The sequence below is a fragment of the Paraburkholderia sp. EG304 genome (genome assembly GCF_046543485.1).
Lineage (GTDB): Bacteria > Pseudomonadota > Gammaproteobacteria > Burkholderiales > Burkholderiaceae > Paraburkholderia > Paraburkholderia youngii.
Genome location: NZ_JBKGUA010000044.1, coordinates 1 through 23,301, shown reverse-complemented (window position 1 = coordinate 23,301; position 23,301 = coordinate 1). Strand labels below are relative to the sequence as shown.

General features: G+C 60.7%; 41 protein-coding genes and 1 pseudogene. 24 read left to right on the top strand and 18 right to left on the bottom strand.

Features of this window, described 5'->3' with window-relative positions:
* Positions 1-29 precede the first annotated feature (29 nt).
* Entirely contained in the window at positions 30-1,166 is a 1,137-nt protein-coding gene (locus ACLFKU_RS33425; protein ID WP_410851968.1) for an enoyl-CoA hydratase/isomerase family protein, read from the top strand.
* Positions 1,167-1,241: 75 nt separating this feature from the next.
* Here the strand turns inward: ACLFKU_RS33425 and ACLFKU_RS33420 are convergent, their stop codons facing one another.
* Together ACLFKU_RS33420 and ACLFKU_RS33415 are read right to left on the bottom strand one after the other, a co-directional pair.
* Complete coding sequence (locus tag ACLFKU_RS33420; RefSeq protein WP_410851967.1) at positions 1,242-1,667, bottom strand: hypothetical protein; 426 nt, start codon at positions 1,665-1,667, stop codon at positions 1,242-1,244.
* Positions 1,668-1,829: 162 nt separating this feature from the next.
* Positions 1,830-2,102, bottom strand: a complete 273-nt coding sequence (locus tag ACLFKU_RS33415) for a hypothetical protein (RefSeq protein WP_368582825.1) — start codon at positions 2,100-2,102, stop codon at positions 1,830-1,832.
* Positions 2,103-2,191: 89 nt separating this feature from the next.
* Between ACLFKU_RS33415 and ssuD the strand changes: the two genes are divergently transcribed.
* The 4 genes from ssuD to ACLFKU_RS33395 all read left to right on the top strand — a co-directional run bounded on the left by ssuD (position 2,192) and on the right by ACLFKU_RS33395 (position 5,506).
* Entirely contained in the window at positions 2,192-3,352 is a 1,161-nt protein-coding gene (ssuD, locus tag ACLFKU_RS33410; RefSeq protein ID WP_410851966.1) for an FMNH2-dependent alkanesulfonate monooxygenase, read from the top strand.
* Between the two features lie 25 nt (positions 3,353-3,377).
* Entirely contained in the window at positions 3,378-4,226 is an 849-nt protein-coding gene (gene ssuC, locus ACLFKU_RS33405) for an aliphatic sulfonate ABC transporter permease SsuC (RefSeq protein WP_368582827.1), read from the top strand.
* Positions 4,223-5,224: an ATP-binding cassette domain-containing protein gene (locus ACLFKU_RS33400; RefSeq protein WP_410851965.1), complete on the top strand. Its 1,002-nt coding sequence runs from the start codon at positions 4,223-4,225 to the stop codon at positions 5,222-5,224. Before ssuC ends, ACLFKU_RS33400 begins: the two co-directional genes overlap by 4 nt.
* Before the next feature lie 66 nt (positions 5,225-5,290).
* The gene (locus ACLFKU_RS33395; protein ID WP_008922916.1) at positions 5,291-5,506 is read left to right on the top strand and encodes a molybdopterin-binding protein; all 216 of its coding nucleotides are present in this window, start codon (positions 5,291-5,293) and stop codon (positions 5,504-5,506) included.
* Between the two features lie 35 nt (positions 5,507-5,541).
* Here ACLFKU_RS33395 and ACLFKU_RS33390 read toward each other — a convergent pair whose 3' ends face one another.
* Entirely contained in the window at positions 5,542-5,802 is a 261-nt protein-coding gene (locus tag ACLFKU_RS33390) for a hypothetical protein (protein ID WP_368582829.1), read from the bottom strand.
* Between the two features lie 158 nt (positions 5,803-5,960).
* Between ACLFKU_RS33390 and ACLFKU_RS33385 the strand changes: the two genes are divergently transcribed.
* Together ACLFKU_RS33385 and ACLFKU_RS33380 are read left to right on the top strand one after the other, a co-directional pair.
* Complete coding sequence (locus ACLFKU_RS33385) at positions 5,961-6,158, top strand: hypothetical protein (protein WP_013089281.1); 198 nt, start codon at positions 5,961-5,963, stop codon at positions 6,156-6,158.
* A 119-nt stretch (positions 6,159-6,277) separates the two neighbouring features.
* Positions 6,278-6,520, top strand: a complete 243-nt coding sequence (locus tag ACLFKU_RS33380; protein ID WP_410851964.1) for a DUF6566 family protein — start codon at positions 6,278-6,280, stop codon at positions 6,518-6,520.
* Between the two features lie 157 nt (positions 6,521-6,677).
* On the opposite strand, the gene ACLFKU_RS33375 is transcribed toward ACLFKU_RS33380, so the two are convergent.
* From ACLFKU_RS33375 to ACLFKU_RS33355, 5 genes and pseudogenes are all read right to left on the bottom strand, one after another.
* Entirely contained in the window at positions 6,678-6,947 is a 270-nt protein-coding gene (locus ACLFKU_RS33375; protein WP_368582832.1) for a hypothetical protein, read from the bottom strand.
* 739 nt (positions 6,948-7,686) lie between these two features.
* Positions 7,687-8,619: a hypothetical protein gene (locus ACLFKU_RS33370; protein WP_410851963.1), complete on the bottom strand. Its 933-nt coding sequence runs from the start codon at positions 8,617-8,619 to the stop codon at positions 7,687-7,689.
* A gap of 148 nt (positions 8,620-8,767) precedes the next feature.
* Positions 8,768-8,860: pseudogene (locus tag ACLFKU_RS33365) on the bottom strand (type II secretion system protein GspG); the annotation flags it as partial.
* Between the two features lie 149 nt (positions 8,861-9,009).
* Positions 9,010-10,032: a tyrosine recombinase XerC gene (gene xerC / locus ACLFKU_RS33360; protein WP_410851962.1), complete on the bottom strand. Its 1,023-nt coding sequence runs from the start codon at positions 10,030-10,032 to the stop codon at positions 9,010-9,012.
* A gap of 8 nt (positions 10,033-10,040) precedes the next feature.
* The gene (locus ACLFKU_RS33355; RefSeq protein WP_410851961.1) at positions 10,041-10,247 is read right to left on the bottom strand and encodes a DUF4224 domain-containing protein; all 207 of its coding nucleotides are present in this window, start codon (positions 10,245-10,247) and stop codon (positions 10,041-10,043) included.
* A gap of 87 nt (positions 10,248-10,334) precedes the next feature.
* Between ACLFKU_RS33355 and ACLFKU_RS33350 the strand changes: the two genes are divergently transcribed.
* Together ACLFKU_RS33350 and ACLFKU_RS33345 are read left to right on the top strand one after the other, a co-directional pair.
* Positions 10,335-10,901: a DUF6680 family protein gene (locus ACLFKU_RS33350; RefSeq protein WP_410851960.1), complete on the top strand. Its 567-nt coding sequence runs from the start codon at positions 10,335-10,337 to the stop codon at positions 10,899-10,901.
* A 107-nt stretch (positions 10,902-11,008) separates the two neighbouring features.
* On the top strand, positions 11,009-11,257 hold the full coding sequence (locus ACLFKU_RS33345) for a hypothetical protein (protein ID WP_410851959.1): 249 nt from the start codon (positions 11,009-11,011) through the stop codon (positions 11,255-11,257).
* A gap of 4 nt (positions 11,258-11,261) precedes the next feature.
* On the opposite strand, the gene ACLFKU_RS33340 is transcribed toward ACLFKU_RS33345, so the two are convergent.
* Genes ACLFKU_RS33340 through ACLFKU_RS33330 form a run of 3 tightly spaced genes read right to left on the bottom strand, consistent with a single transcriptional unit; the run spans position 11,262 to position 12,905 of the window.
* Complete coding sequence (locus ACLFKU_RS33340; protein ID WP_410851958.1) at positions 11,262-12,149, bottom strand: hypothetical protein; 888 nt, start codon at positions 12,147-12,149, stop codon at positions 11,262-11,264.
* A gap of 14 nt (positions 12,150-12,163) precedes the next feature.
* The gene (locus ACLFKU_RS33335; protein WP_410851957.1) at positions 12,164-12,517 is read right to left on the bottom strand and encodes a hypothetical protein; all 354 of its coding nucleotides are present in this window, start codon (positions 12,515-12,517) and stop codon (positions 12,164-12,166) included.
* A 10-nt stretch (positions 12,518-12,527) separates the two neighbouring features.
* Positions 12,528-12,905: a hypothetical protein gene (locus ACLFKU_RS33330; protein WP_410851956.1), complete on the bottom strand. Its 378-nt coding sequence runs from the start codon at positions 12,903-12,905 to the stop codon at positions 12,528-12,530.
* A gap of 108 nt (positions 12,906-13,013) precedes the next feature.
* Here ACLFKU_RS33330 and ACLFKU_RS33325 point away from each other — a divergent pair, with 108 nt between their 5' ends.
* On the top strand, positions 13,014-13,517 hold the full coding sequence (locus tag ACLFKU_RS33325; protein WP_410851955.1) for a hypothetical protein: 504 nt from the start codon (positions 13,014-13,016) through the stop codon (positions 13,515-13,517).
* A 279-nt stretch (positions 13,518-13,796) separates the two neighbouring features.
* Here the strand turns inward: ACLFKU_RS33325 and ACLFKU_RS33320 are convergent, their stop codons facing one another.
* The 6 genes from ACLFKU_RS33320 to ACLFKU_RS33295 all read right to left on the bottom strand — a co-directional run bounded on the left by ACLFKU_RS33320 (position 13,797) and on the right by ACLFKU_RS33295 (position 16,777).
* On the bottom strand, positions 13,797-13,925 hold the full coding sequence (locus tag ACLFKU_RS33320; RefSeq protein ID WP_410851954.1) for a hypothetical protein: 129 nt from the start codon (positions 13,923-13,925) through the stop codon (positions 13,797-13,799).
* A complete protein-coding gene (locus ACLFKU_RS33315; protein ID WP_410851953.1) occupies positions 13,925-14,134 on the bottom strand; it encodes a hypothetical protein in 210 nt (69 codons plus the stop codon). The genes ACLFKU_RS33320 and ACLFKU_RS33315 overlap by 1 nt, the downstream gene beginning before the upstream one ends.
* Positions 14,135-14,148: 14 nt before the next feature.
* Positions 14,149-14,325, bottom strand: coding sequence for a hypothetical protein (locus ACLFKU_RS33310; RefSeq protein ID WP_410851952.1), 177 nt, complete (start codon positions 14,323-14,325; stop codon positions 14,149-14,151).
* 217 nt (positions 14,326-14,542) lie between these two features.
* The gene (locus ACLFKU_RS33305; protein ID WP_410851951.1) at positions 14,543-15,169 is read right to left on the bottom strand and encodes a hypothetical protein; all 627 of its coding nucleotides are present in this window, start codon (positions 15,167-15,169) and stop codon (positions 14,543-14,545) included.
* A gap of 22 nt (positions 15,170-15,191) precedes the next feature.
* Positions 15,192-15,833 carry a BRCT domain-containing protein gene (locus tag ACLFKU_RS33300; protein WP_410851950.1) on the bottom strand — a complete coding sequence of 214 codons (642 nt, stop codon included), beginning with the start codon at positions 15,831-15,833 and terminating at the stop codon, positions 15,192-15,194.
* A 74-nt stretch (positions 15,834-15,907) separates the two neighbouring features.
* Positions 15,908-16,777, bottom strand: coding sequence for a helix-turn-helix domain-containing protein (locus ACLFKU_RS33295; RefSeq protein ID WP_410851949.1), 870 nt, complete (start codon positions 16,775-16,777; stop codon positions 15,908-15,910).
* A gap of 113 nt (positions 16,778-16,890) precedes the next feature.
* On the opposite strand from ACLFKU_RS33295, the gene ACLFKU_RS33290 reads away from it, so the two are divergent.
* The 14 genes from ACLFKU_RS33290 to ACLFKU_RS33225 all read left to right on the top strand — a co-directional run bounded on the left by ACLFKU_RS33290 (position 16,891) and on the right by ACLFKU_RS33225 (position 22,404).
* Positions 16,891-17,202 carry a transcriptional regulator gene (locus tag ACLFKU_RS33290; protein WP_410851948.1) on the top strand — a complete coding sequence of 104 codons (312 nt, stop codon included), beginning with the start codon at positions 16,891-16,893 and terminating at the stop codon, positions 17,200-17,202.
* 64 nt (positions 17,203-17,266) lie between these two features.
* Positions 17,267-17,491 (top strand): hypothetical protein, encoded by a 225-nt coding sequence (locus ACLFKU_RS33285; protein WP_410851947.1) that lies wholly within the window; start codon positions 17,267-17,269, stop codon positions 17,489-17,491.
* On the top strand, positions 17,488-17,688 hold the full coding sequence (locus tag ACLFKU_RS33280) for a hypothetical protein (RefSeq protein ID WP_176367836.1): 201 nt from the start codon (positions 17,488-17,490) through the stop codon (positions 17,686-17,688). Before ACLFKU_RS33285 ends, ACLFKU_RS33280 begins: the two co-directional genes overlap by 4 nt.
* A 187-nt stretch (positions 17,689-17,875) precedes the next feature.
* Complete coding sequence (locus ACLFKU_RS33275; protein WP_410851946.1) at positions 17,876-18,115, top strand: hypothetical protein; 240 nt, start codon at positions 17,876-17,878, stop codon at positions 18,113-18,115.
* The gene (locus tag ACLFKU_RS33270) at positions 18,112-18,372 is read left to right on the top strand and encodes a helix-turn-helix domain-containing protein (RefSeq protein WP_410851945.1); all 261 of its coding nucleotides are present in this window, start codon (positions 18,112-18,114) and stop codon (positions 18,370-18,372) included. Before ACLFKU_RS33275 ends, ACLFKU_RS33270 begins: the two co-directional genes overlap by 4 nt.
* Positions 18,369-19,373: a helix-turn-helix domain-containing protein gene (locus tag ACLFKU_RS33265; RefSeq protein ID WP_410851944.1), complete on the top strand. Its 1,005-nt coding sequence runs from the start codon at positions 18,369-18,371 to the stop codon at positions 19,371-19,373. Before ACLFKU_RS33270 ends, ACLFKU_RS33265 begins: the two co-directional genes overlap by 4 nt.
* Entirely contained in the window at positions 19,370-19,546 is a 177-nt protein-coding gene (locus ACLFKU_RS33260; protein WP_410851943.1) for a hypothetical protein, read from the top strand. The genes ACLFKU_RS33265 and ACLFKU_RS33260 overlap by 4 nt, the downstream gene beginning before the upstream one ends.
* A complete protein-coding gene (locus ACLFKU_RS33255) occupies positions 19,543-20,151 on the top strand; it encodes a RusA family crossover junction endodeoxyribonuclease (RefSeq protein ID WP_410851942.1) in 609 nt (202 codons plus the stop codon). The genes ACLFKU_RS33260 and ACLFKU_RS33255 overlap by 4 nt, the downstream gene beginning before the upstream one ends.
* Entirely contained in the window at positions 20,151-20,813 is a 663-nt protein-coding gene (locus ACLFKU_RS33250; RefSeq protein WP_410851941.1) for a hypothetical protein, read from the top strand. The genes ACLFKU_RS33255 and ACLFKU_RS33250 overlap by 1 nt, the downstream gene beginning before the upstream one ends.
* Positions 20,810-21,172, top strand: a complete 363-nt coding sequence (locus tag ACLFKU_RS33245; protein WP_410851940.1) for a DUF4406 domain-containing protein — start codon at positions 20,810-20,812, stop codon at positions 21,170-21,172. Before ACLFKU_RS33250 ends, ACLFKU_RS33245 begins: the two co-directional genes overlap by 4 nt.
* Positions 21,169-21,414 carry a hypothetical protein gene (locus tag ACLFKU_RS33240; protein WP_410851939.1) on the top strand — a complete coding sequence of 82 codons (246 nt, stop codon included), beginning with the start codon at positions 21,169-21,171 and terminating at the stop codon, positions 21,412-21,414. Before ACLFKU_RS33245 ends, ACLFKU_RS33240 begins: the two co-directional genes overlap by 4 nt.
* A complete protein-coding gene (locus tag ACLFKU_RS33235; RefSeq protein WP_410851938.1) occupies positions 21,411-21,656 on the top strand; it encodes a phage portal protein in 246 nt (81 codons plus the stop codon). Before ACLFKU_RS33240 ends, ACLFKU_RS33235 begins: the two co-directional genes overlap by 4 nt.
* The gene (locus tag ACLFKU_RS33230; protein WP_410851937.1) at positions 21,656-21,922 is read left to right on the top strand and encodes a hypothetical protein; all 267 of its coding nucleotides are present in this window, start codon (positions 21,656-21,658) and stop codon (positions 21,920-21,922) included. The genes ACLFKU_RS33235 and ACLFKU_RS33230 overlap by 1 nt, the downstream gene beginning before the upstream one ends.
* A 50-nt stretch (positions 21,923-21,972) precedes the next feature.
* Positions 21,973-22,404, top strand: coding sequence for a hypothetical protein (locus ACLFKU_RS33225; RefSeq protein WP_410851936.1), 432 nt, complete (start codon positions 21,973-21,975; stop codon positions 22,402-22,404).
* 526 nt (positions 22,405-22,930) lie between these two features.
* On the opposite strand, the gene ACLFKU_RS33220 is transcribed toward ACLFKU_RS33225, so the two are convergent.
* A partial coding sequence (locus tag ACLFKU_RS33220) for a hypothetical protein (RefSeq protein ID WP_410851935.1) occupies positions 22,931-23,301 on the bottom strand: 371 nt, incomplete at its 5' end.

Here is a 23,301-nt window from a genome sequence, read left to right as displayed (position 1 = left end):
TCAACCCGCGCCGCCGCGCCCAGTTCTCCATGTCCACGTCCGCCTCGCCCGCCACTAGCGACGAAATCGCGACCCACGTAACCAACCGCATCGGTTTCATCGAACTGGAGCGGCCGAAAGCGCTGAACGCGCTGTCGACCGGCATGATCCGCGCGATCCATGCGGCGCTCGACCAGTGGCGCGACGACCCCGAGGTGCTGGCCGTCGTCGTGCGCAGCCGGCATGAGCGCGCGTTCTGCGCGGGCGGCGACATCCGCTTCATGTACGAGGCGGCGCAACGCGGCGACCAGCAGGCACGCGACACGTTCTTCAGCGAGGAATACCGCCTCAATCACGCGATCTTCGTGTACCCGAAACCGTATATCGCGTTGATGAACGGCATCGTGATGGGCGGCGGCATGGGCATTTCGCAGGGCGCGCATCGCACCGGCGGCCTGCGCGTCGTCACGCAATCGACGAAGATGGCGATGCCCGAAACGCGTATCGGCCTTTTTCCGGACGTCGGTGCGAGCTGGTTTCTCGCGCGTACGCCCGGCGCGATCGGTCGCTATCTTGCGGTGACGGGCGAGACGATCGGCGCGGCCGACGCGTTGTACGCGGGCCTCGCCGATGTCTATATTGACGACGCGGCGTTGCCCGCGCTCGTCGCTACGTTGAGCCGCGAAGAGTTCGAGCGCGGCGCGGATGTGGTTGCATGCGTCGAGCGCGAGACGCTCGCGTATCAAGTCTCGCCGCAGCCCGAGGAGAGTGCGCTCGCGAAGGCGCGCCCGTTGATCGACCGGCATTTCGCGCTGCCCGACGTCGCGCGGATACTCGCGTCGCTCGAACAGGAACGCGAGCGCGGCGGCGACTCGGCCGAGTGGGCCGAGCGGACGATCGCGGTGCTGCGCGAGCGCTCGCCGCTGTCGATGGCGGTCTCGCTCGAAGTGGTCACGCGCGCGGAAGGGTCGATGGCCGATGTGCTGCGTGTCGATCTCGATCTGACTCGCTCGAGCTTCCTGCTCGGCGATACGGTGGAAGGCATTCGCGCGCGCATCATCGACAAGGACAACGCGCCGCGCTGGCGTTTCGCGCGCATCGAGGACGTCGACCAGGCCGATGTGGAGAAGATGTTCGACAGTCCGTGGCCGGCGGACGGACACCCGCTAGCCGCGCTGCGCGGGTGAACGTGCACTGAGCGCGCCGTCTCCCGAACCCGCCCGCGCGAATCTACGCGTTGCGCGAACTGACGCGCTACGCGCTTATTCCTCAGCCTCGCTCGCCATGAACGCGCGCATGAACACGAGCGCGCCCCAGCCCCACATCGCATTGGCCGCGAAGCCCACTGCGAGGCGCGGCAGCATGTTGCCGCTCGGCCAGATGCCGCGCAGCGGATCGACGACGAACACGCTCGCGGCCGTCAGCACGATGCCACCGAACACGAACGCCGGTACCCACGGCGCGTGTCGATGCGGCGCGACGCGCAGGAGCCAGGCCATCAGCACGGCCCAGCACGCGCTCCAGATTGCGTTTGCGACGAATTCAGGCAGGCCGAGCGGCAAAAACGGCGCGGTCGAAAAACCTGTGGGGTCGATCATGCCGGCGGCGTGCATCAGCGCCAGCGTCGATTCGCGGAAGAACAAGGAAGCCAGAAAACCGGCGACGAACGGCAGAATTATTTTGTGCATGCATTGCACCGGCAACGTACTGGCGACGCGAATCGCAAGGCCTGTACCGGGTGATTGGAAACGAGCGCCATTATATCGATCGGGGTGCGGCGGCCGGGGCCGCGTGTGTAAAGCGCAACAACCGTATGCGGTAGCGCCGGGCTAATCACGAAAGCGGAATTCCTAAGCTAAAAAAAATCGTTCAAAAGCCGCGGACCGCTCCATAGACTGTTTCCTCATGCAGACGGCGCCGGTGTCGCCGTCATCCGTTGAATCGAGCGCACCACGCGCACGTTGGTCGAGGAAAACCGTCGCCATGTCGAGCCTCATGCCGAATCTTCGTTGCAGCAGGGCCCGCGCGTGGTCGTGTCCGCGGTGTCGTCCGCCCGGCGCATAGGCTTTCAGCGCTTTTGCCGGTGGCCTGAGTCCACCGTCCGTTTCGCAATCCTTCAACACGTCGCAGCGCCTTGCCGATTGCCGGCTCGATGCGTGCGGCCGGCGCTCGCGCCCACCGTTTTCTTTCAAGAGCAGGCAGGAGCAACAACATGAATGTGTTCTGGTTCATTCCGACTCACGGCGACAGCCGCTATCTCGGTACGTCCCAAGGCGCACGCGCAGCCGATTACGACTACTTCCGGCAGATCGCCGTCGCCGCCGATACGCTCGGCTACGAGGGCGTGCTGCTGCCGACCGGCCGCTCGTGCGAGGACGCCTGGGTCGTCGCGTCGAGCCTGATTCCCGCGACCCAGCGGCTCAAGTTCCTCGTCGCGATTCGCCCGGGACTGTCGTCGCCGGGACTCGCCGCACGCATGGCGGCGACGTTCGACAGGCTGTCGAACGGGCGGCTGCTGATCAATGTGGTGACGGGCGGCGACGCGGCCGAACTGGCCGGCGACGGCGTGTTCGTCGATCACGACACGCGCTACGAAATCACCGACGAATTCCTGCATATCTGGCGCAAGCTGCTTACGGCCTCGCACAGCAACGAAGCGATCGATTTCGACGGCGAGCATCTGCAGTCGAAGGGCGGCAAGGCGCTGTATCCGCCGGTGCAGAACCCGCATCCGCCGCTGTGGTTCGGCGGCTCGTCGGCGGCCGCGCACGATATCGCGGCCGAGCACATCGATACCTATCTGACGTGGGGCGAGCCGCCCGAAGCGGTCGCGAAGAAGATCGCGGACATTCGCGCACGCGCCGCGGCACGCGGCCGGCAGATCCGCTTCGGCATCCGTCTGCACGTGATCGTGCGCGAGACCGAGGAAGAAGCGTGGGCCGCCGCTGACAAGCTGATCAGCAAGCTCGACGACGACACGATTGCGCGTGCGCAGGCGTCGTTCGCAAAGATGGATTCCGAAGGGCAGCGCCGCATGGCCGCGCTGCACGGCGGCAAGCGCGGCGGGCGCGAGCAGCTCGAGGTCTATCCGAATCTGTGGGCGGGCGTCGGGCTCGTGCGCGGCGGCGCGGGCACCGCGCTGGTCGGTAGTCCGGAGCAGGTGGCCGCGCGTATGAAGGAGTACGCGGCGCTCGGCATCGAGACGTTCATCCTGTCCGGCTATCCGCATCTCGAGGAATCCTACCGCTTCGCCGAACTCGTGTTTCCGCTGCTGCCGCAACGCTTGAGCAAGGTCGCCAACGGGCCGCTGTCGGGACCGTTCGGCGAAATCGTCGGGACCAGCGATCTGCCGAAGGCGGCGAGCGCGAGCTGATCGACCGGCAAGGAGAAAAGCCAACATGAGTGACACTGCTTTGAGCGCGGCCACGGGGGCAACCCCGCAGCCCGCGTCCAACGCCCGCGCTGCCGCGTTGCGCCGTTTCGGCGCGCATCTGGTGCCGTGGCTCGCGCCGATCGCGATCCTGCTCGCGTGGGAAATCGCCGCGCGCAGCGGCGCGCTCTCGACACGCGTGCTGCCCGAGCCGCTCGCGGTCGTGAAGGCCGCATGGTCGCTGATCCAGTCCGGCGAAATGTGGGCGGATGTGAAGGTCAGCACGTGGCGCGCGGTGTCCGGTTTCGCGATCGGCGGCGGCATCGGCCTCGTGCTCGGACTCGCGACGGGTTTGTTCAAGCCCGCGGAAATCGTGCTCGATTCGACGGTGCAGATGATTCGCAACATTCCCGCGCTGGCGATGATTCCGCTCGTGATCCTGTGGTTCGGTATCGAGGAACAGGCGAAGGTGTTCCTCGTCGCGCTCGGCGTGTTCTTCCCGGTCTATGTGAACACGTTCCACGGCATCCGTTCGGTCGATGCGAACCTGATCGAGATGGCGCGCAGTTATGGCGTCAAAGGTTTCGCGCTGTACCGCCACGTGATCCTGCCGGGCGCGCTGCCGTCGATTCTGGTCGGCGTGCGCTTCGCGTTCGGCCTGATGTGGGTCACGCTGATCGTCGCCGAGACGATTTCCGCTCAATCGGGCATCGGCTACATGACGATGAACGCGCGCGAATTCCTGCAAACCGATGTGGTGGTGGTCGGCATTCTGCTGTACGCGGCGCTCGGCAAGCTCGCGGACATGCTCGCGAAGAGCCTCGAGCGCGTGTCGCTGCGCTGGCATCCGGCCTATCAGCGAGGAGCAAAAGCATGAGCGCAACGACACTAGCGACGACGTTCGGCGGCATCGCCGGCAGCGACCTCGAGACCGAACTCGCGCAGCCGCGGCTCGCGGATCACGACGCCAACGAGGCCGCGGAGAGTGAGCGGGACGGGGCGGCCGGCTTGCAACCCGCCATCGCACTGACCCGTAGCGACGCGCGCCCAGCAAGCGACTACGCGGTGCAGTTGCGCGGTGTCGGCAAACGCTATGGCGAGCGCGAGGTACTGTCGGGCTTTGATCTGTCGATCGAGCGGGGCAGCTTCGTCGCGATCGTCGGCCGCAGCGGCTGCGGCAAGTCGACGTTGCTGCGACTCGTCGCCGGTCTCGAAGAAGCCAGCTCGGGCGTGCTCGAAAAACGCGCTGGTAATGGCGGTCCGCTCGACACCCGCATCATGTTTCAGGATGCGCGTCTGCTGCCGTGGAAAAGCGTGCTGCAGAACGTGATGCTCGGCCTCGGCCGCGGCCGAGGCGCGCGCGACGATGCGCGCGCGGTGCTCGCCGAAGTCGGCCTGCTCGAACGCGCGAACGACTGGCCCGCGCAACTCTCGGGCGGTCAGCGGCAGCGCGTCGCGCTCGCGCGGGCGCTCGTGCATCGTCCGCAATTGCTGCTGCTCGACGAGCCGCTCGGTGCGCTCGATGCGTTGACGCGCATCGAAATGCACACGCTGATCGAACGGCTGTGGCGTGAGCATCGCTTCACCGCGCTGCTCGTCACACACGACGTGCACGAAGCCGTCGCGCTCGGCGACCGGATTCTGCTGATCGAGGACGGCCGCATCGCGCTCGATCAGCCGGTCGCGCTTGCGCGGCCGCGTGCGCGGGCGTCGGCGGGCTTCGCGGCGCTCGAAGACCACGTGCTGCAACGCGTACTGAAAAACGCGCCGAACGACGACACGCTCGCGCATCGCGCGTACGAGGCCTATGACCCGTACGGCCTGCCGGAACCGGGCCGTCTGACGCGGCCGACCGAGGTGCGCTGGGCCGTCTGAGCTTTCCAGCAAGTCGATCCCATTTGATCCATTCCGTTATCAACCGCTTCTGTGGAGTCATCTGAAATGAGCATTTCCGCCATCAACGTGCGCAATCAGTTCAAAGGCAAGGTCAAGGAAATCATCCGCGGCTCGGTGGTGTCCGAAGTCGACGTGGAGACGCCGTTCGGCATCGTTACGTCGGTGATCACGACGCGCTCGGTCGACGAACTCGAACTGAAAGTCGGCTCGGAGGTAGTCGCGCTGGTGAAGTCGACCGAGGTGTCGATCGCGCGGCTTTGATCACGTTGCGCTAGTGCGAGCGGCGTGCGCGGCGGCTACTTCGCGTTTGCGCCGCTTGCCGGCGGCTCGTGCGACATGTGGTCGTTGGTCGGCTTCGCCGGTCGCTTGATCGGCATGTTGTCCGGGTTGCTCGAACCCCCGGCGCCCGATGCCGCCTCGGGCGGTTTGACCATCGGCGCATGGCTTTCCGGCGGCGCGCTGGACGCCGTCTGCGCGACGGCGTTCACACCGCTCGCGAGCAGCGCCGCCAGCGCTGCAGCAGTGGCCGTTACAGTGGCCCAATTGCCTCGCTTCATGTCGTTCTCCTTCGATGTCGCGCGTCGTTTGTAGACACGCGGCTGTGTGCACAATTCACTAGTAGCAGACCGTGTTCCGGGGCCGCTGCGGACGCGGCACGCCTGCATCCGCCGATGAAACTTGCTACGATGAATTGAGCATTCCGACGGAGACGGCCATGTCGAAGTCCTTGAGTCCCGAAGCGGTCGAAGCGTTGCGGCGTCTGAACGACGTCGGCGTCGGACAGACGGCGCCCGAAGTCGCGCAGTCCGTCGCGGCGGAGTTGCTGGCATGCGACCTCGTTGCCGAAGCGGGCAGCGGTGGGGTCGAAATCAACTGCAACGGCCGGCAGTATCTTTCCGGCGACTGCAATTGATCTGCTGCTAGGCGGCCGGCCGCATGGCGGGGGTGAAGAGCGAGGCGGCGCGTCGCGGGTGAGTCGCGCGCGTTCGTTTCGTTCATTTGCCCGCGATCAGCGAAACCACGGAGACGAACATGGAGCCGAAGGGCGTCGACATGGGCGACTACGAGGCGCGCTATGGCGACTATGACATCGAGGTGGCCGTCGAACAGGTGCTGACCGGCGTCAAGGCGCATTTCCGCGTGCTGCGCGAGGATTCGACGGTGGTCGACTGGCAACTCGTGCATATCGATAGCTTGTGGTCCACCGAGAATGCGGCCGCCCAGGCGGCTTTTAGCGCGGCGCGCGAGTTGATCGATGCGGGGCTGGCAAGCTAAGGCGGATAGCCGGATCGCGACGGAAGGATGCCGGGCGCACTAGAGCCGGCCGGCGTAAACGCAACTGGGCGCCGGCATCGATACTGCATGCGCGGCGCCCAGTTTGATCGCTGCCTTCAGCGGCAGCGGATCTGACGGTACTGCTACTGCTGGTGGCTTAGTGGCCGAAGTACACCGATTGCGGGCCCGACTTGGGTTCGCTGCGCGAGCCCGATTGGGTCGACACGCTATTCACGCCACCGTACGCATTCGATTGCGCGTCGGCGCGTTCCGCAGCGACGGTCTGCGCGTTCTGGCCTTGTTGCGAAGCCGGCGCGCCAACCGACGGACGATAATACGGCGCCGGACCATAGCCGCTTGCGAAAGCGGGAGCGGCGATCGAGGCGGAAGCGGCAACCAGCAGGGCGGCGATAAACTTGGTCTTCATGGTAGGACTCCGATAACGTTTCGACTGCATTTCAGGAAGATGTTGCAGGAGCCAGTGAACCAGGTGTCTGCAACGTCGATGGAAGGCAGTGTATACCCCTACTATCGAGAATTTGTGCCGATAATCTGAAATTACTATTCCCGGCGAAGAAACAATCGTTCAGACGTAAGCGCGGCAAGGCAGAGCGGGGATCCGTCCCCGTTGGCCAAACGGTTTTTTGCGGCTCGGAACAGGGCGGGAAGGAGCGGTGCGGGCCCGGAAGACCGCACGTTCATCATGGGAAACGGGAAAAGCGGCCGGCAAAACAAAAACGGCGTTGTGATTGCTCACACCGCCGTTTGCTTGAATTCTTTGGGGTGGCTGATGGGACTCGAACCCACGACGACAGGAATCACAATCTTGTACATCCATCCAGTACCGACACGGGTTTGAGACCCATAAATGGGAATGCAAATCAAAAATTGCCCACTGATTTATAAGGCATTTTCAAGCTTCGTTCCCACGATTCAAACGTGAAACTGGACATGATCGGACACGCGATGTCAGATCGTTAGCTCAGTTCGGAGCAGAAATGGACCTCCGCGCCTGCTTCTATGCCGATACGCGAAGGACAGCCTTGGACTTCGGAACTGGCATGGATCCGGTTGTCGCCCCTCCGGCGGGTGACTTCAGCCGCAATGGCGTTGGTGTGCGCACGTGCCGAGCGTGTGCGGTACAGATCGCTATGCAAAATAAATGGCTACACTTCCATCGCCGTCTCTGATTTTTCATCTTCCGATTCTGAATTGGAAATCGATTCTATGAACGCCGTATATTTGCCGCTCTTGCGTTGCTCATCAATATAGTCTTTAACTGCATCCCGCCATTCTTCTGCAACTTCAATAGAGCAATCTATCCAATTATCTGTGTTTTTCGTCTTGATAATTCCGGTCCGTCTAAGCGCCGTCATCACGGTTAAAAAAACGCCGACGAACATGAGGCGACTTTCATTTTTTTCGTCCTTCGGTTTCCCATCGAAATGCGAAGAAAAATCAAAGACGTGCTTACGTACCTTTTCCATCTCAGATGCGCAACCGAAAATCATGTAAAGCAAGCTTTTCTTCGCAACTTCAGAACTAAGTAGATCTCGTAATTTATAAATTTCAGATTTATTAGGCTTTATTCCGCTCGTTTTCGATGTGGTGTCGCGCGCTTGGTCGTTGTTTGGAGGAGTCGTCGATTTCTCCCCGGGCAGCATTGATTGCAATGCCCCCCCGAGATTCGATATTTCGTTTTTTGCGCTAAAAACGCCGGACTCTATTCTCAACAATCCATCAGAAATTTTCTGGGAGTGTAGAACATTTTCGTGGAGTCTCTCATTATTCGTGGTCAAACTATCACCGACGGCCTCCAATCTTCCCATTTGCCCCATTAGATCGGCATTAAAATTGGCTTGAGAAGTTCCCTGCCAAAATGTGTAGAGAATTGCGACCACGGCGAGGACGATTGAAATCAATGTCGCGCCAAATTCAACTTCCGCCACAACGCTTTTGACATCGGAGAAATCATAAATTGCGGAATATAAAAAATGGAGCGCTATGAATTCCACTAACAACGCTACGGCAGCCGTGGCGGGCTTTATTTTTTTAAATCCTTTTTTGGGGCTAATTTTCCCCTTCGACTCTGTTGTCATTCTCGCTTCCGTAGTTATGTGATTGCTAACTTGCCTCGCGTACGTTCGCAAGCCATTGTCGCCGTCGAAGCTGTTGCGGCTTCATTTACGGGCGGTCGGGCAGCCACGGTCACAGTGGGCAGCCGCTTGCGACGCCGTCGGCCCCTTTTCACTGCCACGATCTAATATCGGCGTCGCTTCCGTCGCCACCGGCCTTTCCATCGGCGCCATAAGTGAACACATTGATCTCACCATGGGCACCTAGGTCGGGTACTCGTACGAGAAGGATCAGAGTTTTCTTCATTGTTTGATAACCGGTGGTTCTACCGAGAGATATGGCTCGCAGCCGAGTTGGAACTTATGTCGGCATTTATTTAACAATCTTTAAGGTTGGATTCCGACTTTTACAATTCAAAGCGCTTTACGCTTCACAATCCGGCTGCGGTCATAGACGCGCGCGGTCGTCGCCGGGTTGGCGTGCAGGTCTGGAAGTGCGCCGCGTTCCGCCTTGTGCTGGGTCACGTAGTAGGCGCGGAGATCGTGGAACGTGAACCGGTGCACGATCACTTTTTTCTCCAGCGCCTCGACCATCAACTTCTGCCACATCGCCTTGAACCCGGCCTGCGTGTAGGCGGTACCGTATCGGGTTGGGAAGACGTAGATGCATTCGTCGTTCTTCAGCGCGGCGCGCGCGACCTTCAGCCGGGCAATCAGTGCGGCGACCTGCGCCGTTATCTCTATCTGCTCGATCACCTCGCCACGCTTCTTGCCTCGTTGCTTCGCGCGCTTGATCCGGATGTGGCCGGCCACCTCGTCGATCTGTGGCCAGGACAGGTCGAGAAATTCGACTTTTCGGTTGCCGGCGCATGCGGCGTATTCGGCGGCCATGCCGATCATTGCGCGCTGGCCACGCTGCTCCGCGAGCCAATGTGCGAACGCGGTGAAATCGGCCGGCTCGGGCGCCTCCGTGCGCGGCTGCTCTTCGTTGCGTTTCACCTCGCGGCAGGGATTGTGCTTCGCCTCACCGCGCTCGATCGCCAGTCCGATCAAATTGGAAAGCAACGCCGCCTCGCGGTTTGCGCGAACCGGCGCGTCGGCGCGCTCTTTCCGAAGGTATCGTGCGACGTCGGTTGCGTCGATGTCCGAGGCGCGCATGTCGCCGAAGATCTCCAGCAGCTTCAGCGAGCACTGGGTGTAATCGGCGCGCGTGTACGGCGAATAGCGCTTCCAGCCCGGCGTCTCCTGAAACTGCTCCCACAGGCGCCGGATGGTGCCAAGGTCGTCGCCGGCGCCTGTGATGTCGAGCACCTTCCGGATAGCCTCAACGCGATCGCTGCCGAGGTTGATCGGCTTCGCGCCGACCGGGTGATAGCGGTATGTAAAGCCGGACTTCGTCGGGCGAGCTTCCATTCGCGGCAGGAGGCCGTCGCGCATTGGTTTTCTCATGCTGCGTTCTTCCATTTCGGTGCCGTGCGGCGCGCGGCAGCGCCCGGCTCACGGTTGACCTGCTCCCACGTCAACATCGGGTGGCCGTCCGCCTTCCTTGGCGCATCGATTCCGAGCGCCTTTTTAATCCAGCGCGTTTGCGCTGCGCCTTGCGTCAGGCCGCCGGTCAGTTCGACCAGCTCTGCATTCGTGACGATGCTCAATTTACACCCCACTGTTTGCGCTTGGTTTCAATCATTTGTTGTGCGGCTTCGGTCATACTTTCTTTTTTCGCTATGGGATGCTTGGAAATGACAACGGGTGAGTGGGTAATCGCCTTCGCGACATTTGCGGGGCCAGTTTTTGCGGTGCAAGCGCAAAAGTGGATCGAACTCAGTAAAGATTCGGAAAACCGAAAGAAAGCGCTCTTCCAAACGCTTATGGCGACGCGTGGCGCGCGGCTTTCTCGGGAGCATGTTGGCGCTCTGAATATGATTGACCTGACTTACTACGGGCCTGTCCGCCTTGGACGTAATCAGCGTAGCAAGGCTGAACAGGCTGTTTTGGACGCATGGAAGGAATATCTCGACCATCTTTCGACCGCAGAGCCGACGCAAGAGGCTGCCAAATCTGCTTTCTACGGGAGCAGGGAAGAGCTTTTCATAAACCTCCTCGTGGCTCTCGCTAAGGAGCGCCGTTTCTCGTTCGATCGTGTGCAGCTCAAGAAGGGAGCCTACGCGCCGATGGCCCACGGCATGATCGAAGAAAAGCAGTTGGCAATGCTGGACGGCGCAGCGGAAGTGTTCGGAGGGAGGCGACCAATTAGAATCGCACCGGACGATACGCCACCGCAACGTGCAGCAAGACCGCAGGGCTAGGTGGTAAAACTCCCGTGGACCGAACGTGTGGTCTGTCCACTCGATTTTGCTGTTCTCGCTCACACCATCACCCTAAAGTTTTTGTATCCATTTCCGACAACGGATTAATGGAAGACGATAAAGAACCCAAATTTGGCCCCGGTCACCCGCGATTTTTGGAATCGCAGGCATTGGGAATGAGCGTTGACGCTATCCGTAAAGCCCAGGGAAAGAAGAGCCTCAAGGACCTCGTACCCGGTACGCCCGAATTCATGGTTGCCGAGGAGGAATTTCTGCGCGACGTGTTGCGAGCGTTGGGCGAGGATCCCGACGCCATCGACGATGACGACGAGCTCGGCTTGGGCGTTACGGGCTAGCGGTCTAGGCACGATCAGTCTCCTTATCGGCGGATGCCGTGATAGCGGCGCGGTCAATGCGTTCGATTTCAGCGAGGATTAGCGCACCGGCCTTCACAAGGTCACGGCGCGAGGTGGTGGGCTTCCACCACTTTTGCGACCAGTCGGCGGGCCAAACCTCGCGCGGCATCGTTTCAGTCCAGCCAGAGGCGTGCAGCGCATAGGCCGCAGCCGCATCAGCCATTTCACCGCTGTCGTGCTCGTCGTCATGCGCAGGGGTCCAGCATTCGGCAGTCACTTGGCGCTGACGCTCGGCCAGCACATCGCGCGCTGCGTCATTCAGTGGCACAGTCGCAGTAGCTTGGGGAGCGGTGGCGATATGTGCGGCGTGGGATTCGACGATTTTGTTAAGTCGAAGCGCTACGGTGTTCGTGGTCGTTCTGAACCCGGCAGAGTTGTCCTTGTTGTTGGCGTGACTGAACATTTCGTCGCAAAGCTCAGAAACAGCTTCGATCAGCTTCTTGGTCGAGCCGTCCAGCACTTGCGCATCGGTGCTCGGCGCAGTCGCGGCTTCGCGAGGGAGTGGAGCGGCGTAGAGTTTCGTGCCCGCGGGCACATCGTCCAGATCCTCGACGACCGATTCGATATGCCTCGTGCCGTCAGCGTCTTCGCAAACTTCGGCAAGCTGCATCGCCCGACCAGCACCGAGAGCGGCTTCGAGCTCTGCTTGCTTGCAGCCGATCTTCCAGAACGGTGCGAGCCAGTGGTCGTCGCTCGGCGGCACGTTCGTGTTCTGGTAGCCGAACGCCATCGCGCCATTGATCGCTTCGCAAGTCAGCTCTCGTTCGAACAGGACCTGGGCATCGGTGCCGCGTTTGGCTTCTGTCGGCAATGCGTCTGTATTAGTGGTCATGGTGTTGTACTCGGTTAGGCGGCGAACAGATCGCCTTGGGCGCGCGGCTCGATCTTCGAATGCCGCCGGTATTTCGACTGCAAGTGCGCGGGGACTCGACCCGGAAGCAGGCTCAAGTGGCCGTGAAGCAACCCACGCCGGAACGAGCCAACGTGGACTAGCGCAAAGCTCGGCTTGATTCGGCAGAGTTCGGGCTGGTGCATGGGATAGGACACCTTCCAGAGCTTTACCAGCCTGTCGCGCTCCACCAGCTTGTCGATTGGCGCGCGGCGCTCGCGGCGCAGCACGCGAATTCTGCGGATGCGCTCGGCGGCTTCATATGTCGTCTCGCCCGGGAGCAGCATTGCTGTCGTAACGTTGGTGCTCATTGCGGTCGGCTCATCGGTAGAGCGGCATGGCAGCGCGCTTCAAGTCGTCAGGAGTGGCGAGATCCGCAAAGATCAGCTCGCGCTCGCCGAGGGCGTTGGTCACCTCGTACGCGTACGGCTTGCGGATTGCCGAGTCATCGCGCACGCAGCCGAGATCGCGCGGAGTTGCGAGCCGAGCGCGCGCCTCAAGCCGCTTCGTACCTGCGACGTTGTCGAGCGCCGTTTGTTCGGCGCCCTCTCGAGTGGACGCGGTGACGTAGAGCGTCTGGCCAACAATCCGGTTGCCGTTCCAGCGTCCGACCATGACAACCCATTTCTTGAACGGCTTGTCGGCCCAATACGTGGCCGGATCGAAGCTGTCTGTGCTGAGGGGAAGTTCGCGTTGCACCGCTGTCTCGCTCAGGTGAGGTCATTTGTGCTGGCCGCGGCTGCGGTCTTGCTGCGGTCGAGGTTCACCCGTACCATCGCGCCAGAAAATAAAATCGGGAGTTCACGCATGTCTTGGCACCATGGAGACTATCTTTCGTTGGCACAGGCAATTGCAGCCACGCTTGCTGTGATAGGCGCATTCGCGGTCGTTTTTTATCAACATTGGTTGCTGGAATCGAATCGAAGGAAAGATGCACAGCGAGATCAAAGAACGGCGCTCAGACTTGCGCAGGTCTTTGTTGAACACGCTCTTGAAACAAGTAAGGCACTCGAACTGTCGTCCAAGAAAATGGAATTCGCGAAGCGGGAAAGCGAAAATGCGGTCGAAGTTCTTCGTGATCGTCGCTCTGCGTTTGATGACTTGCCGCTTAACCAACTCAGTCGACCGCACGTCGTAGCCGTCACTAGGACCCGTACCTGCATGACGAAGCTGATTTCCATTTGCAGACAGCGGCGCTTGAGCAGTGAGGAAGCGTTCGAATGCGAGGTTATGCCGCCGCTCATCAGATCGGTAAGTCATGAAATTGCAAACCAGCTTGACGAGTTGAACTCCGAAGGTCGCATCGACTGAACTCGTGCTTCGTATTGATGAGGCCATATCGGTATCCAAAAAGAGTGGGCCGGTACAGCGCCCACAAGTCGGGGCTAATCAATCACCAATGCACGGATAGTGCGCATCGCATTCGTGTTCGTACTCGCGCGGCAGGAAGGGGGCGATCCGATCTACGCGCGCACTGGTGGTGCAAAGGCTTCCCAAGATGAACCCGAAGCACCCACAGACGAACGCCACGATCAGTAGAAGTACTAACTGAGACCAAAAGAAGGAAGTCATCGGTGAGCCTTTACGGGATCAGGTGTTGGGCATCGAAACGCGCACTTGCTCGGTCTGCTCGTCGTCCCCCTTCTGGGCGATACCGAGGATGACGACGATCGCGACGAAAGCAGCGCACAAGCGCAGGCAGAATTTCACGTCGCGCATTACCACACTCCCAGCCATCGGCAGATGCCTTCGACGATGAAGGGCGAAGCAGCGAGGAACGCGAAGCAGAGAAGCGGGCGTTTCGTGGTGCGGCGAGCGTACTGCTCGAGCTCGGCATCGGTCATGCCACCGTCGACGAAGTAGTCGATCTCATTGTGAGCGCGCGTTTTCTCCGTGAATCGCGGCGCTGGTACGTGCAAAGTGCTCATCTCATGGGCTCCTGTCACCGCGGCGAACCTTCGCGACCGCGCTCGAAGGCCATTTGAATGCGGACCTTCGGACAATGGGCCAGATCTGAGAGTGAGAGAACAACGGCGGTGCGGCCGAGCTGCGCGACGAACCGGCAATGGCCGTCGAGGCTTTTTGCTTGAGCGCGCTGCATGGCTTTTCTGACGTTCATCTCTCACTCCAGAAAATCTGGTGGTATGTGAGATGCGCCCTAAGTACTGGAGACTGAACTGAGCAATCTCCACCGCTTAGGGCACTCCGCACGTCCGCGCTGATCACTCAGCGCTTGAGATGAAGTATAGAAAAACTAGACAACGGAAGTCAAGAAAATCGTGACCCGTGATTTGTAACAGATGACGGGGTGTGCTTACGAAAGCCCAACCCTACGTTTACATAGCGAATAGATCAGCTTGGATCAGGGGCGGCGTCGTCGCCGCGTCTGGTGCGTCGGGAAGCAAGCTGAGAGTGTCGTTTTGCCCGCTTTTGAGTAGTTCAACAAACTGCGCTTGACTCATGGAATGCCATTGATGGGCGCTCCAAGGCAAATTTCCGTCGTCTGTGCTGCGCGCGTAGATTTGCACGCCCACGCCGCCTGTCGACGGACCATCGTCGCCGGCTCTATCTTCGGTTGCCTGCAAGATCTGCAAATACCATCTGCCGCACCGGCTCTCGAACCCGTCAGTGGCGCGAAAACGGTACAGCGGAGGCATCCCTTGTGATTCAAATGACTTGTGGACTGCGTAGCGCATCACAGCAGCATTCTCCACTGAATCACCAAGTGTTTCGCCCGCTTCCTTTATGGAAGCCTGCATCGCCTCGAGCGATCGGTAGCCGCGGCGTTGTGCCTCCGCATCGCGAATCGCTTTAGTCTTGTCTGGGTCGATCACCTCCGAATAGGTGATGTCCAAGGCTGGCTTGAAGCTTTGATGTACCCAGAAGAACCAATCGCGCGCAAAGCCTGCGATCTCGCCACGGTGGTCTGCAAAATCTATCGCACCGGCGGGAACTCGTTTCATGTCGTTTCCTTTGTGCCGGAGGTTAGGCGTCCAGATGCTCGACCCAGTGCTGCTCCGTAACGATCACGAGCGGTGCGCCGTCGCTGGCATACGTCGCCGCCTTTTGGATCTTCGTCCCAAAGGTGGAATGCAGCCAGTCGCGGGATCCGATTTCCCCTATGACGAGGTAGTGCAGTTTTTTTGTGATCGAGTCCATGGCGATTCCGCCTCGAGCGGTCACCTGTTCGCGGCACCAATCTCGCGATCCGCTGAAGAACTTGCCCGTGAAGCAAAAAGTGCGGTCTGCGAACTCGATTCGAGGAGCCGGGTCGGTTACGGGAAGTTTGGTCGAATTCGAGGCTTCGCCGATATTTGGTGCAGTGTTTCCGCCGACCGTGGACATGAGCAAATCCAATATTTCTTTGGATTCGTCTAGGTCCAAGACACCGTCAGCTAATACATCGGCGATACGTGGATAGATGACGCTCGCTGGCCAAACGTTCGCGGCTTCGCGATTCGTTTGCATCCAGTTGAGGAGATATTCGGCTTCACCTTGGCTAACGACGCCGTCAACAAGCACGCCCTTGATAATGCCAAGCAGCTCATCGATTTTTCGCTGGGTGACAGCGGTTGCGCGGAATCCCCGAATGACGGGCTGGCCGTCGTTGTCCTTAATCGTAGACATTATTGGTCTCCTACGAAGGCCGTCTCAGGTCGGCCCTTATCCTTTTGCGCTCCCCCGAGCGCATCACTGCATCTTCAGTCTGGGCGCCACATCGACGGCTTCGCGATGCCGGCGACATAGTGAATCTTGTCGATCTGCGCTTCTTCGATCACGACTTTCCCATGCGCTTCGTTGATCGAGAGCAGCGTGTAGCGGCCGCTGGTTTTGTATGCGAGCTCTTTGACCATGACACGACCGTCTTTCGCCTTGACAATGACCTCGTCTCCCGGTTGGAACGGGTGGTTCGGTTCGATAATCACGAACTCGCCATGCTTAATACGGGGCCGCATCGAGTCGCCTGAGCATTCGATTGCGTATGCATCTGGATCTGTTGTCGGCCAGTCGATGTAACCGTCGCCATGACCGACTGGGTACTCGACTTCCGCCCAAAAACCGTTATCTCCCAGCTGAGCCATTCCGACCACCGCAAGTGCCTTTCTTTTACCGAGTGCCTTCGGCCGGTACTCGTCGTTGTACTGGATAGCGGCCTTTTTCTCGCCCACACGGGCTAGGACCCAGGCGCTGTTGTAGCCAAAAACGTTCTGGATCGCGACTGCCTCGGCCACGCTAATTGCCGCGCCCTTGAGCCACGCTCCGACGCGATCCAGCGGGATGCCGATCTTGGCAGCGAAAGCGGCTGCATCCATACCTGTTTCCGTCAGCATTTCTTGGACGCGCTCTGCCACATCTTTGCTATCGATGGCGGCTGCGGCGGAAGCGCCTGGCTGAGAGTCTGGCATCGGGCACTTGGTGACGACCGAAATCTCTTGGATTTGAGCATAGCTGGGCTCGTGCCTGCCGTTTTCCCAAGCAGACACGTTTCCCTTGGTCACTCCGAGCTTTTCGCCGAGCTGTTCTTGTGTTAGGTCGGCTTTCTTTCGGGCAGACCGGATCCAGTTTCTCATTTCCATGCGCGGAGAGTATAGGAAATCTAAACGAGACGGGTCGCGATTTTCTTTACTTTCATGTCTAGAATCTCTATACTTGCTTCGGACACCACTCATTGCCCGGCCCCGACATGAACAAGCACCCCATAGCGATTGCCGCAGCCGAAGTGGGCGGCTTTAAAGCGCTTGCTGAAAAGCTCGGCGTAACGAAGGGTGCTGTCCATCAGTGGATGTCTCCCGAGCGCAAGGTTCCCATCGAACACTGTACCCCGATCGAGCAGGCTACCAACGGGATCGTAACCCGACAGATGCTGCGGCCCGATGACTGGCAGTCGATCTGGCCTGAACTGGTCGAGCCGGCGAGGCAGGATGCTTCCGACGACGTTCAGCCGCCAGTCGGTGGCACGAACAAGAGCACCAAGTCTGCGCGGATGGCGATCTGAACTCTTGAAGAGATCGCGGGCGCTTACCGGTTTCATTGGCAGTCCCTTTAGAGAGGAGGAAGAAATGTCTCGTCGCACCGAGTACCGAAACGAAGTGAAAACACGGCTTTCCGATCGTACATATGACGGCATGCAGGCTTTCAAGGCATTGCAGGGCATTGAGAGTGATTCGGCGGCGATGGCTCGCATGGCAGATCTGTTTTTGTTTGGCACGGTTGGGAATTTGCCATCGAACCTGATCGATCGCAGTGCCAACTCGGCCGACACTGGGACGCCGGTGGCCGCATGACGCAGAGCAATACCAGCCTCGTTGTTGAGCTCCCTGCTCCGGAAGCGGCCGATTTGGCGGTGCGCGCGGCGCGTGAAGGTGTCTCGACGCCGGAATTGCTGGGGTATCACGTCCTGAAAAGCGCATACGGGTACTCACACCCGCTGGTGATGGCATTTGAAGCGCGTCCCAAGAAGGGACACGAGGGGACGAAGTAGGGCAGTGCAGCAAGCCGGGGACCGGCCGGCGCCTCAGATGGGATGAGTCGAGACATAAGCCTCTTGCGAGCCAGGCGTCTTATGTTCCGATTTAGTACTCCTCATTGGAGCCCATATGGAAGCGAGCTTTTTTAGCGGTCGCTCAGACCGTCGCGTCGCCGAAACGCAGAGCGACGCATATCACGCCATGCCGGTGAAGCTTCTCGCCGCCAAGCAGCAGATGGTGATCGACGCGTTCCGCGACGGCCGTCCGCCGCTGACGCGCGAGGACATTGCCGCGATCACAAATCTGAAGTTGAGCAGCGTCTGTGGCCGCGTGCGCGAACTGCTCGACGCTGGCCGCCTCGTGGTTGTCGGTACGCGCAAGGATCTGGCCACGCAAACGAAGCAGCAGCTTCTGGACATCGCACCGAAGGCGGTCGCGTGAGCTTCCACCTCGTCAATCTCGCTTGGCGGAAGGATCTGACGCACTCGCCGAAGATCGTCCTGCTCGCGCTCGCCGATTTCGCGGTTCAGTCGACCGGCGAGTGCTTCCCATCCGTCCGCGTGCTGTCGGCTAAGTGTGGCCTGTCCGCATCGGCTGTGCGCGCTCAGATCAAGGCGCTGAACAAGGCCGGCCTCGTCGACATCGAGAAGCAGGCGGATGGCATCGTCTACCGCGTGAAGCTCGGAGCGGCCGCATGAGCATCAAGGTCATGGACAAGGTGTGGGATCGCTACCCCGAGGGTGGTGGCGAACTCAATCTCGCGCTGAAGCTCGCTGACTACGCCGACGACGACGGTACGCACATCTTTCCGAGCATCGAGACGATGGCGGCCAAGACGCGTCAGTCTGAGCGCGCGGTGCAATACCAGATCAAGCGAATGATCAAGCGCGGCTGGTTGATCCTCGTTGCAAACCAGGGCGGCGGTCGTGGACGTGCCCGCGAATACCGCATCAGCCCTGATTGGCTAAAGGGCGCAGACCTTGCACCCATTTTGGCTGGATCAAAGGGCGCAGATTCTGCACCGAATGGAAAGGGTGAAAACGGCGACATAAAGGGTGCAACTGACGACACAAAGGGTGCAAACGACGACGCTAAAGGGTGCAAAAGCTTTGCACCCGACTCGTCAGGAACCACCACTGAACCGTCAGAGAACCGTCAAGGCGCGCGGCGAGCGCCGCGAATTGCGTTGCATGCCGAACTGCTGAACATCGATTTGCCCGCATGGCTGCCGTTCGATTCGTGGGACATGTGGTGCGAACACCGCGAGGCGAAAGAAAAGAAGGCTGACGTTCCATGGACTCGCCCCGCTTGCGCGGTCTCGTTGAAGAAGCTGGCGAAACTGCACGAGCGCGGTCTCGATGTTATCGCTGCGATTGAGGAGTCGGTGCTGCGCGGCTGGACCGGGATCTGGGAAGCCAAAGACGAAGCAGTGGCTGCTGCTGCAGGCTCGGTGCCGGCCGATTGGCACAAGTCGCATGCGGGCGTCGCGGAACAGGGCAAGCGGTTCGGCATCACGCAGAAAGAGGGCGAAGTGTTCATGCGCTTCAAGGCGCGGGTCGTCAAAGCGTCGGGCCCCGGCGAATGGATGGAAGACATGCTGCGCGACGCGGCGCGCTTCGGCAACGAGCAATACGACGCTCTGTACGGCTACTTTAACGACATCCCCCGTGACAAGAGCGGCAACACGGACGCCGCGTGACGCCTGAGGAATGCCGCGAGCGGTTTATGGCTGCGGTGCGCGCGGCGCGTGAAGGCAGGGGCAACAAGGCATGGGATCTCGTCGAATCGGTGCGTAAGCGGTACGGCGACGAGGCAGCAGAGATTCAAGAGCGCGAACTGCGCAGATACATCGACAGCGAAAAGCGAGCGTGAGCAAGACATCACTTCGATTCCCGGAAGGCGCGATTGAGGATGGCCGGTTCGGCACGGCGCGCGTGCGCGAGGTTGGCTACGCCGCGCGCCAGATCGAGCGCAACACCGGCAATCCGCCGGCGAGCGAGCCGGACGAGTTCGACGGAGTGACGCTGCATGAGCCGCCGGTGCTGAGCAGCGTGTCGTTCGTGGTCGATGGTCAGCCAGTTGCCAAGGGTCGGCCGCGGGCCGGAATGACGGACGAGGGCATCCGGATGCACACGCCGGCCAAGACTAAGGCGTACGAGCGGAAGATCCGCACCGCAGCGCGCGTGGCGATGCATGGCCGCATCCCGTTCGGTCGGCCGGTGTCGCTGAAGGTCGCGATCTATCTCGAAATCCCGCTGAGCTGGCCGAAGATTCGCCAGACGAAAGCACGCATCGGCGTGATCTGCGCGACGAACAAGCCAGACGCCGACAACGTGCTGAAAGCTATCAAGGATGGCATGAACGAGATCGTCTACGAGGACGACTCGCAGGTGGTCGACATTGCGGTGACGAAAAAGTACGCGATGGAGCCGCGCGTCGAGGTCGAGGTGAAGGAATTGAGTGGAGAGGCAGCGTAATGGGCGCGCGCCGCTGGAGCGCCGCCGAAGAGGCGGTATTGAGAGAGGTCGCGGAAAGCGATCTTACGCTGCTGTCTCAGATGCATCGCCTGCCCGGCCGCACATGGGCTGCGGCTCGCAACCACGCATGCCGGAATGGTCTTGCTCTCCGCGCCGCTGAAGTGTGGTCGCCGGAGGAAATCCGTCTGCTGAAGAAGATCTGGCGCGGCAACGAATCGATCAAGGCAGCGGTCGCGCGCTTGCTCCCGCACCGTGGTTATCTTGCCGCGCGCGCGGAGGCGCAGCGGCTGGGCATTTCTGGGTGCAAGGCACGCACTGGGCGCACTGGCTATTCGTGGGTCGCTCGCGCTTGCGCAGACGTGCTGCAAGACGGCCAGCGCCTGACGATCGATCAACTCTCAGAGCGCACCGGCGCGTCGTGTAGTGCGGTGGACAAAGCGCTGCGCAAGGAGCGCGGGATCACGTTTCGCGTCGGCGAGTGGGCGCGCCTGGCGACGTACGGCGATCACGCAGGGCTCTGGGAGCTTGGTGGTGGCCCGGACGCGCCTCGGCCGCCGCGGAAAGCCTCATCGGTGGCGAACCGCGATGCGCAGGAGCGCCGAATGATTCGTGCCGGTCAGGGCAACCCTTTCTTCTCCCTCATAAAACAGGTGGCCGCATGAAGCTCTATCTCGCTGGCCCGATGACGGGTTACCCCGAGCTCAACTTCCCCCTGTTCCACGCCGAGACGGCGCGACTCCGCGGCCTCGGCTTTGAAATCGTCAACCCGGCAGAGATCAATGCCGACCCGGCCGCCGAATGGCTCGACTGCATGCGCGCCGACATCAAGCAGCTGGTCGACTGCGACGGTGTTGCGCTGTTGCCGGGCTGGGAGCAATCGCGGGGCGCCACGCTTGAGCACGCCATCGTGCGTGGCCTCGGTCTCCGAGTCTTCCAGGCGAAGCACCTGATCGGCCTCACTGGCGAGTTCGCGGTGATCTCGCAGGATGCGGTGGTCGAACTCCTCGAGGAGCCCGCGTGAAGCGTTCGGCGCCGATGAAGCGAACACTCGACGGCCTTGTGGTCGAAGTCATTCGCTTTGTGTCTCCGCGTGGCCCCGACCCGCATTGGGACCAGCGACCGGCGTGGTGGTGCGCATGGAAGGCCGCGTGGTTTAACGACCACGGCGTCATGTTTCTCGACGGTGCTTTGCTGGATTCTTGGCTGCGCCCGATAAGCGGCGTTCCTGTAGATGAGGAAATCCATAACGAGGTGACCGCATGAGCGCACACGCATACATCCAATGGTCGGACGTGCCGCAGCGATTGATCGACACGAGCCGCCAACACATCGACGAGATCACGGAGGCTCAGATTGTGGCTTTCGAAGGCTGCCCGCTGAGCGGCCAGCTCACGCAAGGGAAGTCGTTGCAGGTGGAGTATCCGTTTCCCCGCAGCCCAGATCTGCGCCACTCGTTGGTCGACTGGTTCTGGTACCACGGCATTCACTTCACGGTGGTCATGTGATGAGCACGACAACGCAACGACCGAAGGGCGGTGAACTCGCCAAGCTGGCCGGCCGGTGGTGCGGCGAGCGCGCGTTTAGGGAATGGGTGGAGACGATCCAGGCCAACCCGTGCAACAACGCCGCCGGCGCGGCCGCATTCGTCCGCGCAGTGTGCGGCATCGGCAGCCGCGCGCAGCTCGATCACGACGCCGCGGCGCGCGCGAAATTCGACCAGCACATTCGCAAGCCCTACGCGAAGTACCGCGCGTCGGTGGGCTGCGTGTGAGGCCAGCAGGGCAACAGGACAGATGCAGCAAAATACCGCACGGGGGATAGATGAGCGATTTTCAGAGCATTGAGGAACGGCTGGACAACTGGGGATTTACCGTGCGCTCCCCGAAGTTCCATGACGGCGTGTGCGCGCAATGGGCGCGGCTATGCGTCGCGCTGCGGGATGGGGCCGGTGCGCCGTCGACCGTGACGCCGGTGGAGAAGGACGGTTGGCTGATCGAGGCGGCATGGTCGTCGATGCCCGACCACGTGTCGAAGTGGGTGCTGAAGTACACGTACGTTTTGCGCATGTCGCCTGAGCAGGTGCAGACGAGAATGCGCAAGACGCATCGTGCAGTGCTGCGCGGCCGGCGCTTCGAGCTCGTGCTCGCCGAGGCGCACGCGGCGATCTCGAAACGCATCGCCGCGCTGTCCGCGAAAGAAATCATCAAAATTGTTCGCGCGGATGGTTGTAAACCCGCGAAAAGTGTTTTATAGTCGGGACTCGATGACCGAATCCGCCTCGCGCGTGAGCTTTTGCTTCCCTGATGGGAGGCATAGGCGTCGGTAGAAAAAGCCTGCTAAGCGAAAGCTAGCGGGCTTTTTTCATTTCAGCGCGCGTTTTGAAGCCGGGGTGAGCCATGAAGCGATAAGCGAGACGACCGCCACATAAACGCTCAATCGCGAGCATGGCATTCACCATCGTACGATTTCACAAAAACGGCTCTGTGTGAGCTATAGCGACGCCTATCGGTGCTTGAGACTGGATTCGATTCCTGCGCACACGGCGCGTATATGTCGGGACCGCTCAAGGCCAACGGCGTCTGGGAGCTATATGCAACCCAGAGGGTAACGAGCCGCGAGCGGGTCTCAATGTGTTTTCAGGTTGACGCCGCAACGCGTAGGTCGGCTACGCGGGGCACATCCGGCCGACGTCAATCTGAGAGCACACGTTCTCTACCTGTCTCCTCCCGCGACCCCGGTCGACGGATCTGCCTGGCCACGCGCCGGGCTTTTCTATTCTTTAGTCCATGGACTTCGCGATCAGCGTCTCGGCAGACCTGAAGGCGCTCACGAAATCGCTGTCGCAACTCGAGAAGCAGCAGTTGCCATTCGCAATTGCGCAGACGCTGACAGCGGTCGCCAAGATCGCGCAAGCGGATGAGAAAGCCGCAATGCCGGAGGTGTTCGACCGGCCGACGCCATTTACCGTTAATTCGGTGACTGTGAAGGCTGCTCGCAAGACTGATCTCGAAGCCCGCGTATTTATTGCGTATTTCGGATGAACGTGACCGGCCGTTTCGGGATCGTGACCGGGGATTTCGGCAACGTGACCGGTCATTTCGGGAACGTGACCGAGCGGACCGGACGGCAGGATTGGCGTTGCGCATGACA

What these genes read in the sequence shown, in the direction of transcription:
- ACLFKU_RS33425 (WP_410851968.1), top strand. Translation starts at nt 30, where the DNA reads ATGTCCACGTCCGCCTCGCCCGCCACTAGCGACGAAATCGCGACCCAC.
- ACLFKU_RS33245 (WP_410851940.1), top strand. Translation starts at nt 20,810, where the DNA reads ATGAAGCTCTATCTCGCTGGCCCGATGACGGGTTACCCCGAGCTCAAC.
- ACLFKU_RS33370 (WP_410851963.1), bottom strand. Translation starts at nt 8,619, where the DNA reads ATGACAACAGAGTCGAAGGGGAAAATTAGCCCCAAAAAAGGATTTAAA.
- ssuD (WP_410851966.1), top strand. Translation starts at nt 2,192, where the DNA reads ATGAATGTGTTCTGGTTCATTCCGACTCACGGCGACAGCCGCTATCTC.
- ACLFKU_RS33285 (WP_410851947.1), top strand. Translation starts at nt 17,267, where the DNA reads ATGTCTCGTCGCACCGAGTACCGAAACGAAGTGAAAACACGGCTTTCC.
- ACLFKU_RS33310 (WP_410851952.1), bottom strand. Translation starts at nt 14,325, where the DNA reads ATGAACGTCAGAAAAGCCATGCAGCGCGCTCAAGCAAAAAGCCTCGAC.
- xerC (WP_410851962.1), bottom strand. Translation starts at nt 10,032, where the DNA reads ATGCGCGACGGCCTCCTGCCGCGAATGGAAGCTCGCCCGACGAAGTCC.
- ACLFKU_RS33340 (WP_410851958.1), bottom strand. Translation starts at nt 12,149, where the DNA reads ATGACCACTAATACAGACGCATTGCCGACAGAAGCCAAACGCGGCACC.
- ACLFKU_RS33335 (WP_410851957.1), bottom strand. Translation starts at nt 12,517, where the DNA reads ATGAGCACCAACGTTACGACAGCAATGCTGCTCCCGGGCGAGACGACA.
- ACLFKU_RS33230 (WP_410851937.1), top strand. Translation starts at nt 21,656, where the DNA reads ATGAGCACGACAACGCAACGACCGAAGGGCGGTGAACTCGCCAAGCTG.
- ACLFKU_RS33250 (WP_410851941.1), top strand. Translation starts at nt 20,151, where the DNA reads ATGGGCGCGCGCCGCTGGAGCGCCGCCGAAGAGGCGGTATTGAGAGAG.
- ACLFKU_RS33375 (WP_368582832.1), bottom strand. Translation starts at nt 6,947, where the DNA reads ATGAAGACCAAGTTTATCGCCGCCCTGCTGGTTGCCGCTTCCGCCTCG.
- ACLFKU_RS33315 (WP_410851953.1), bottom strand. Translation starts at nt 14,134, where the DNA reads ATGAGCACTTTGCACGTACCAGCGCCGCGATTCACGGAGAAAACGCGC.
- ACLFKU_RS33420 (WP_410851967.1), bottom strand. Translation starts at nt 1,667, where the DNA reads ATGCACAAAATAATTCTGCCGTTCGTCGCCGGTTTTCTGGCTTCCTTG.
- ACLFKU_RS33275 (WP_410851946.1), top strand. Translation starts at nt 17,876, where the DNA reads ATGCCGGTGAAGCTTCTCGCCGCCAAGCAGCAGATGGTGATCGACGCG.
- ACLFKU_RS33225 (WP_410851936.1), top strand. Translation starts at nt 21,973, where the DNA reads ATGAGCGATTTTCAGAGCATTGAGGAACGGCTGGACAACTGGGGATTT.
- ACLFKU_RS33320 (WP_410851954.1), bottom strand. Translation starts at nt 13,925, where the DNA reads ATGCGCGACGTGAAATTCTGCCTGCGCTTGTGCGCTGCTTTCGTCGCG.
- ACLFKU_RS33390 (WP_368582829.1), bottom strand. Translation starts at nt 5,802, where the DNA reads ATGAAGCGAGGCAATTGGGCCACTGTAACGGCCACTGCTGCAGCGCTG.
- ACLFKU_RS33325 (WP_410851955.1), top strand. Translation starts at nt 13,014, where the DNA reads ATGTCTTGGCACCATGGAGACTATCTTTCGTTGGCACAGGCAATTGCA.
- ACLFKU_RS33305 (WP_410851951.1), bottom strand. Translation starts at nt 15,169, where the DNA reads ATGAAACGAGTTCCCGCCGGTGCGATAGATTTTGCAGACCACCGTGGC.
- ACLFKU_RS33300 (WP_410851950.1), bottom strand. Translation starts at nt 15,833, where the DNA reads ATGTCTACGATTAAGGACAACGACGGCCAGCCCGTCATTCGGGGATTC.
- ACLFKU_RS33280 (WP_176367836.1), top strand. Translation starts at nt 17,488, where the DNA reads ATGACGCAGAGCAATACCAGCCTCGTTGTTGAGCTCCCTGCTCCGGAA.
- ssuC (WP_368582827.1), top strand. Translation starts at nt 3,378, where the DNA reads ATGAGTGACACTGCTTTGAGCGCGGCCACGGGGGCAACCCCGCAGCCC.
- ACLFKU_RS33380 (WP_410851964.1), top strand. Translation starts at nt 6,278, where the DNA reads ATGGAGCCGAAGGGCGTCGACATGGGCGACTACGAGGCGCGCTATGGC.
- ACLFKU_RS33290 (WP_410851948.1), top strand. Translation starts at nt 16,891, where the DNA reads ATGAACAAGCACCCCATAGCGATTGCCGCAGCCGAAGTGGGCGGCTTT.
- ACLFKU_RS33350 (WP_410851960.1), top strand. Translation starts at nt 10,335, where the DNA reads ATGACAACGGGTGAGTGGGTAATCGCCTTCGCGACATTTGCGGGGCCA.
- ACLFKU_RS33345 (WP_410851959.1), top strand. Translation starts at nt 11,009, where the DNA reads ATGGAAGACGATAAAGAACCCAAATTTGGCCCCGGTCACCCGCGATTT.
- ACLFKU_RS33265 (WP_410851944.1), top strand. Translation starts at nt 18,369, where the DNA reads ATGAGCATCAAGGTCATGGACAAGGTGTGGGATCGCTACCCCGAGGGT.
- ACLFKU_RS33395 (WP_008922916.1), top strand. Translation starts at nt 5,291, where the DNA reads ATGAGCATTTCCGCCATCAACGTGCGCAATCAGTTCAAAGGCAAGGTC.
- ACLFKU_RS33235 (WP_410851938.1), top strand. Translation starts at nt 21,411, where the DNA reads ATGAGCGCACACGCATACATCCAATGGTCGGACGTGCCGCAGCGATTG.
- ACLFKU_RS33385 (WP_013089281.1), top strand. Translation starts at nt 5,961, where the DNA reads ATGTCGAAGTCCTTGAGTCCCGAAGCGGTCGAAGCGTTGCGGCGTCTG.
- ACLFKU_RS33400 (WP_410851965.1), top strand. Translation starts at nt 4,223, where the DNA reads ATGAGCGCAACGACACTAGCGACGACGTTCGGCGGCATCGCCGGCAGC.
- ACLFKU_RS33295 (WP_410851949.1), bottom strand. Translation starts at nt 16,777, where the DNA reads ATGAGAAACTGGATCCGGTCTGCCCGAAAGAAAGCCGACCTAACACAA.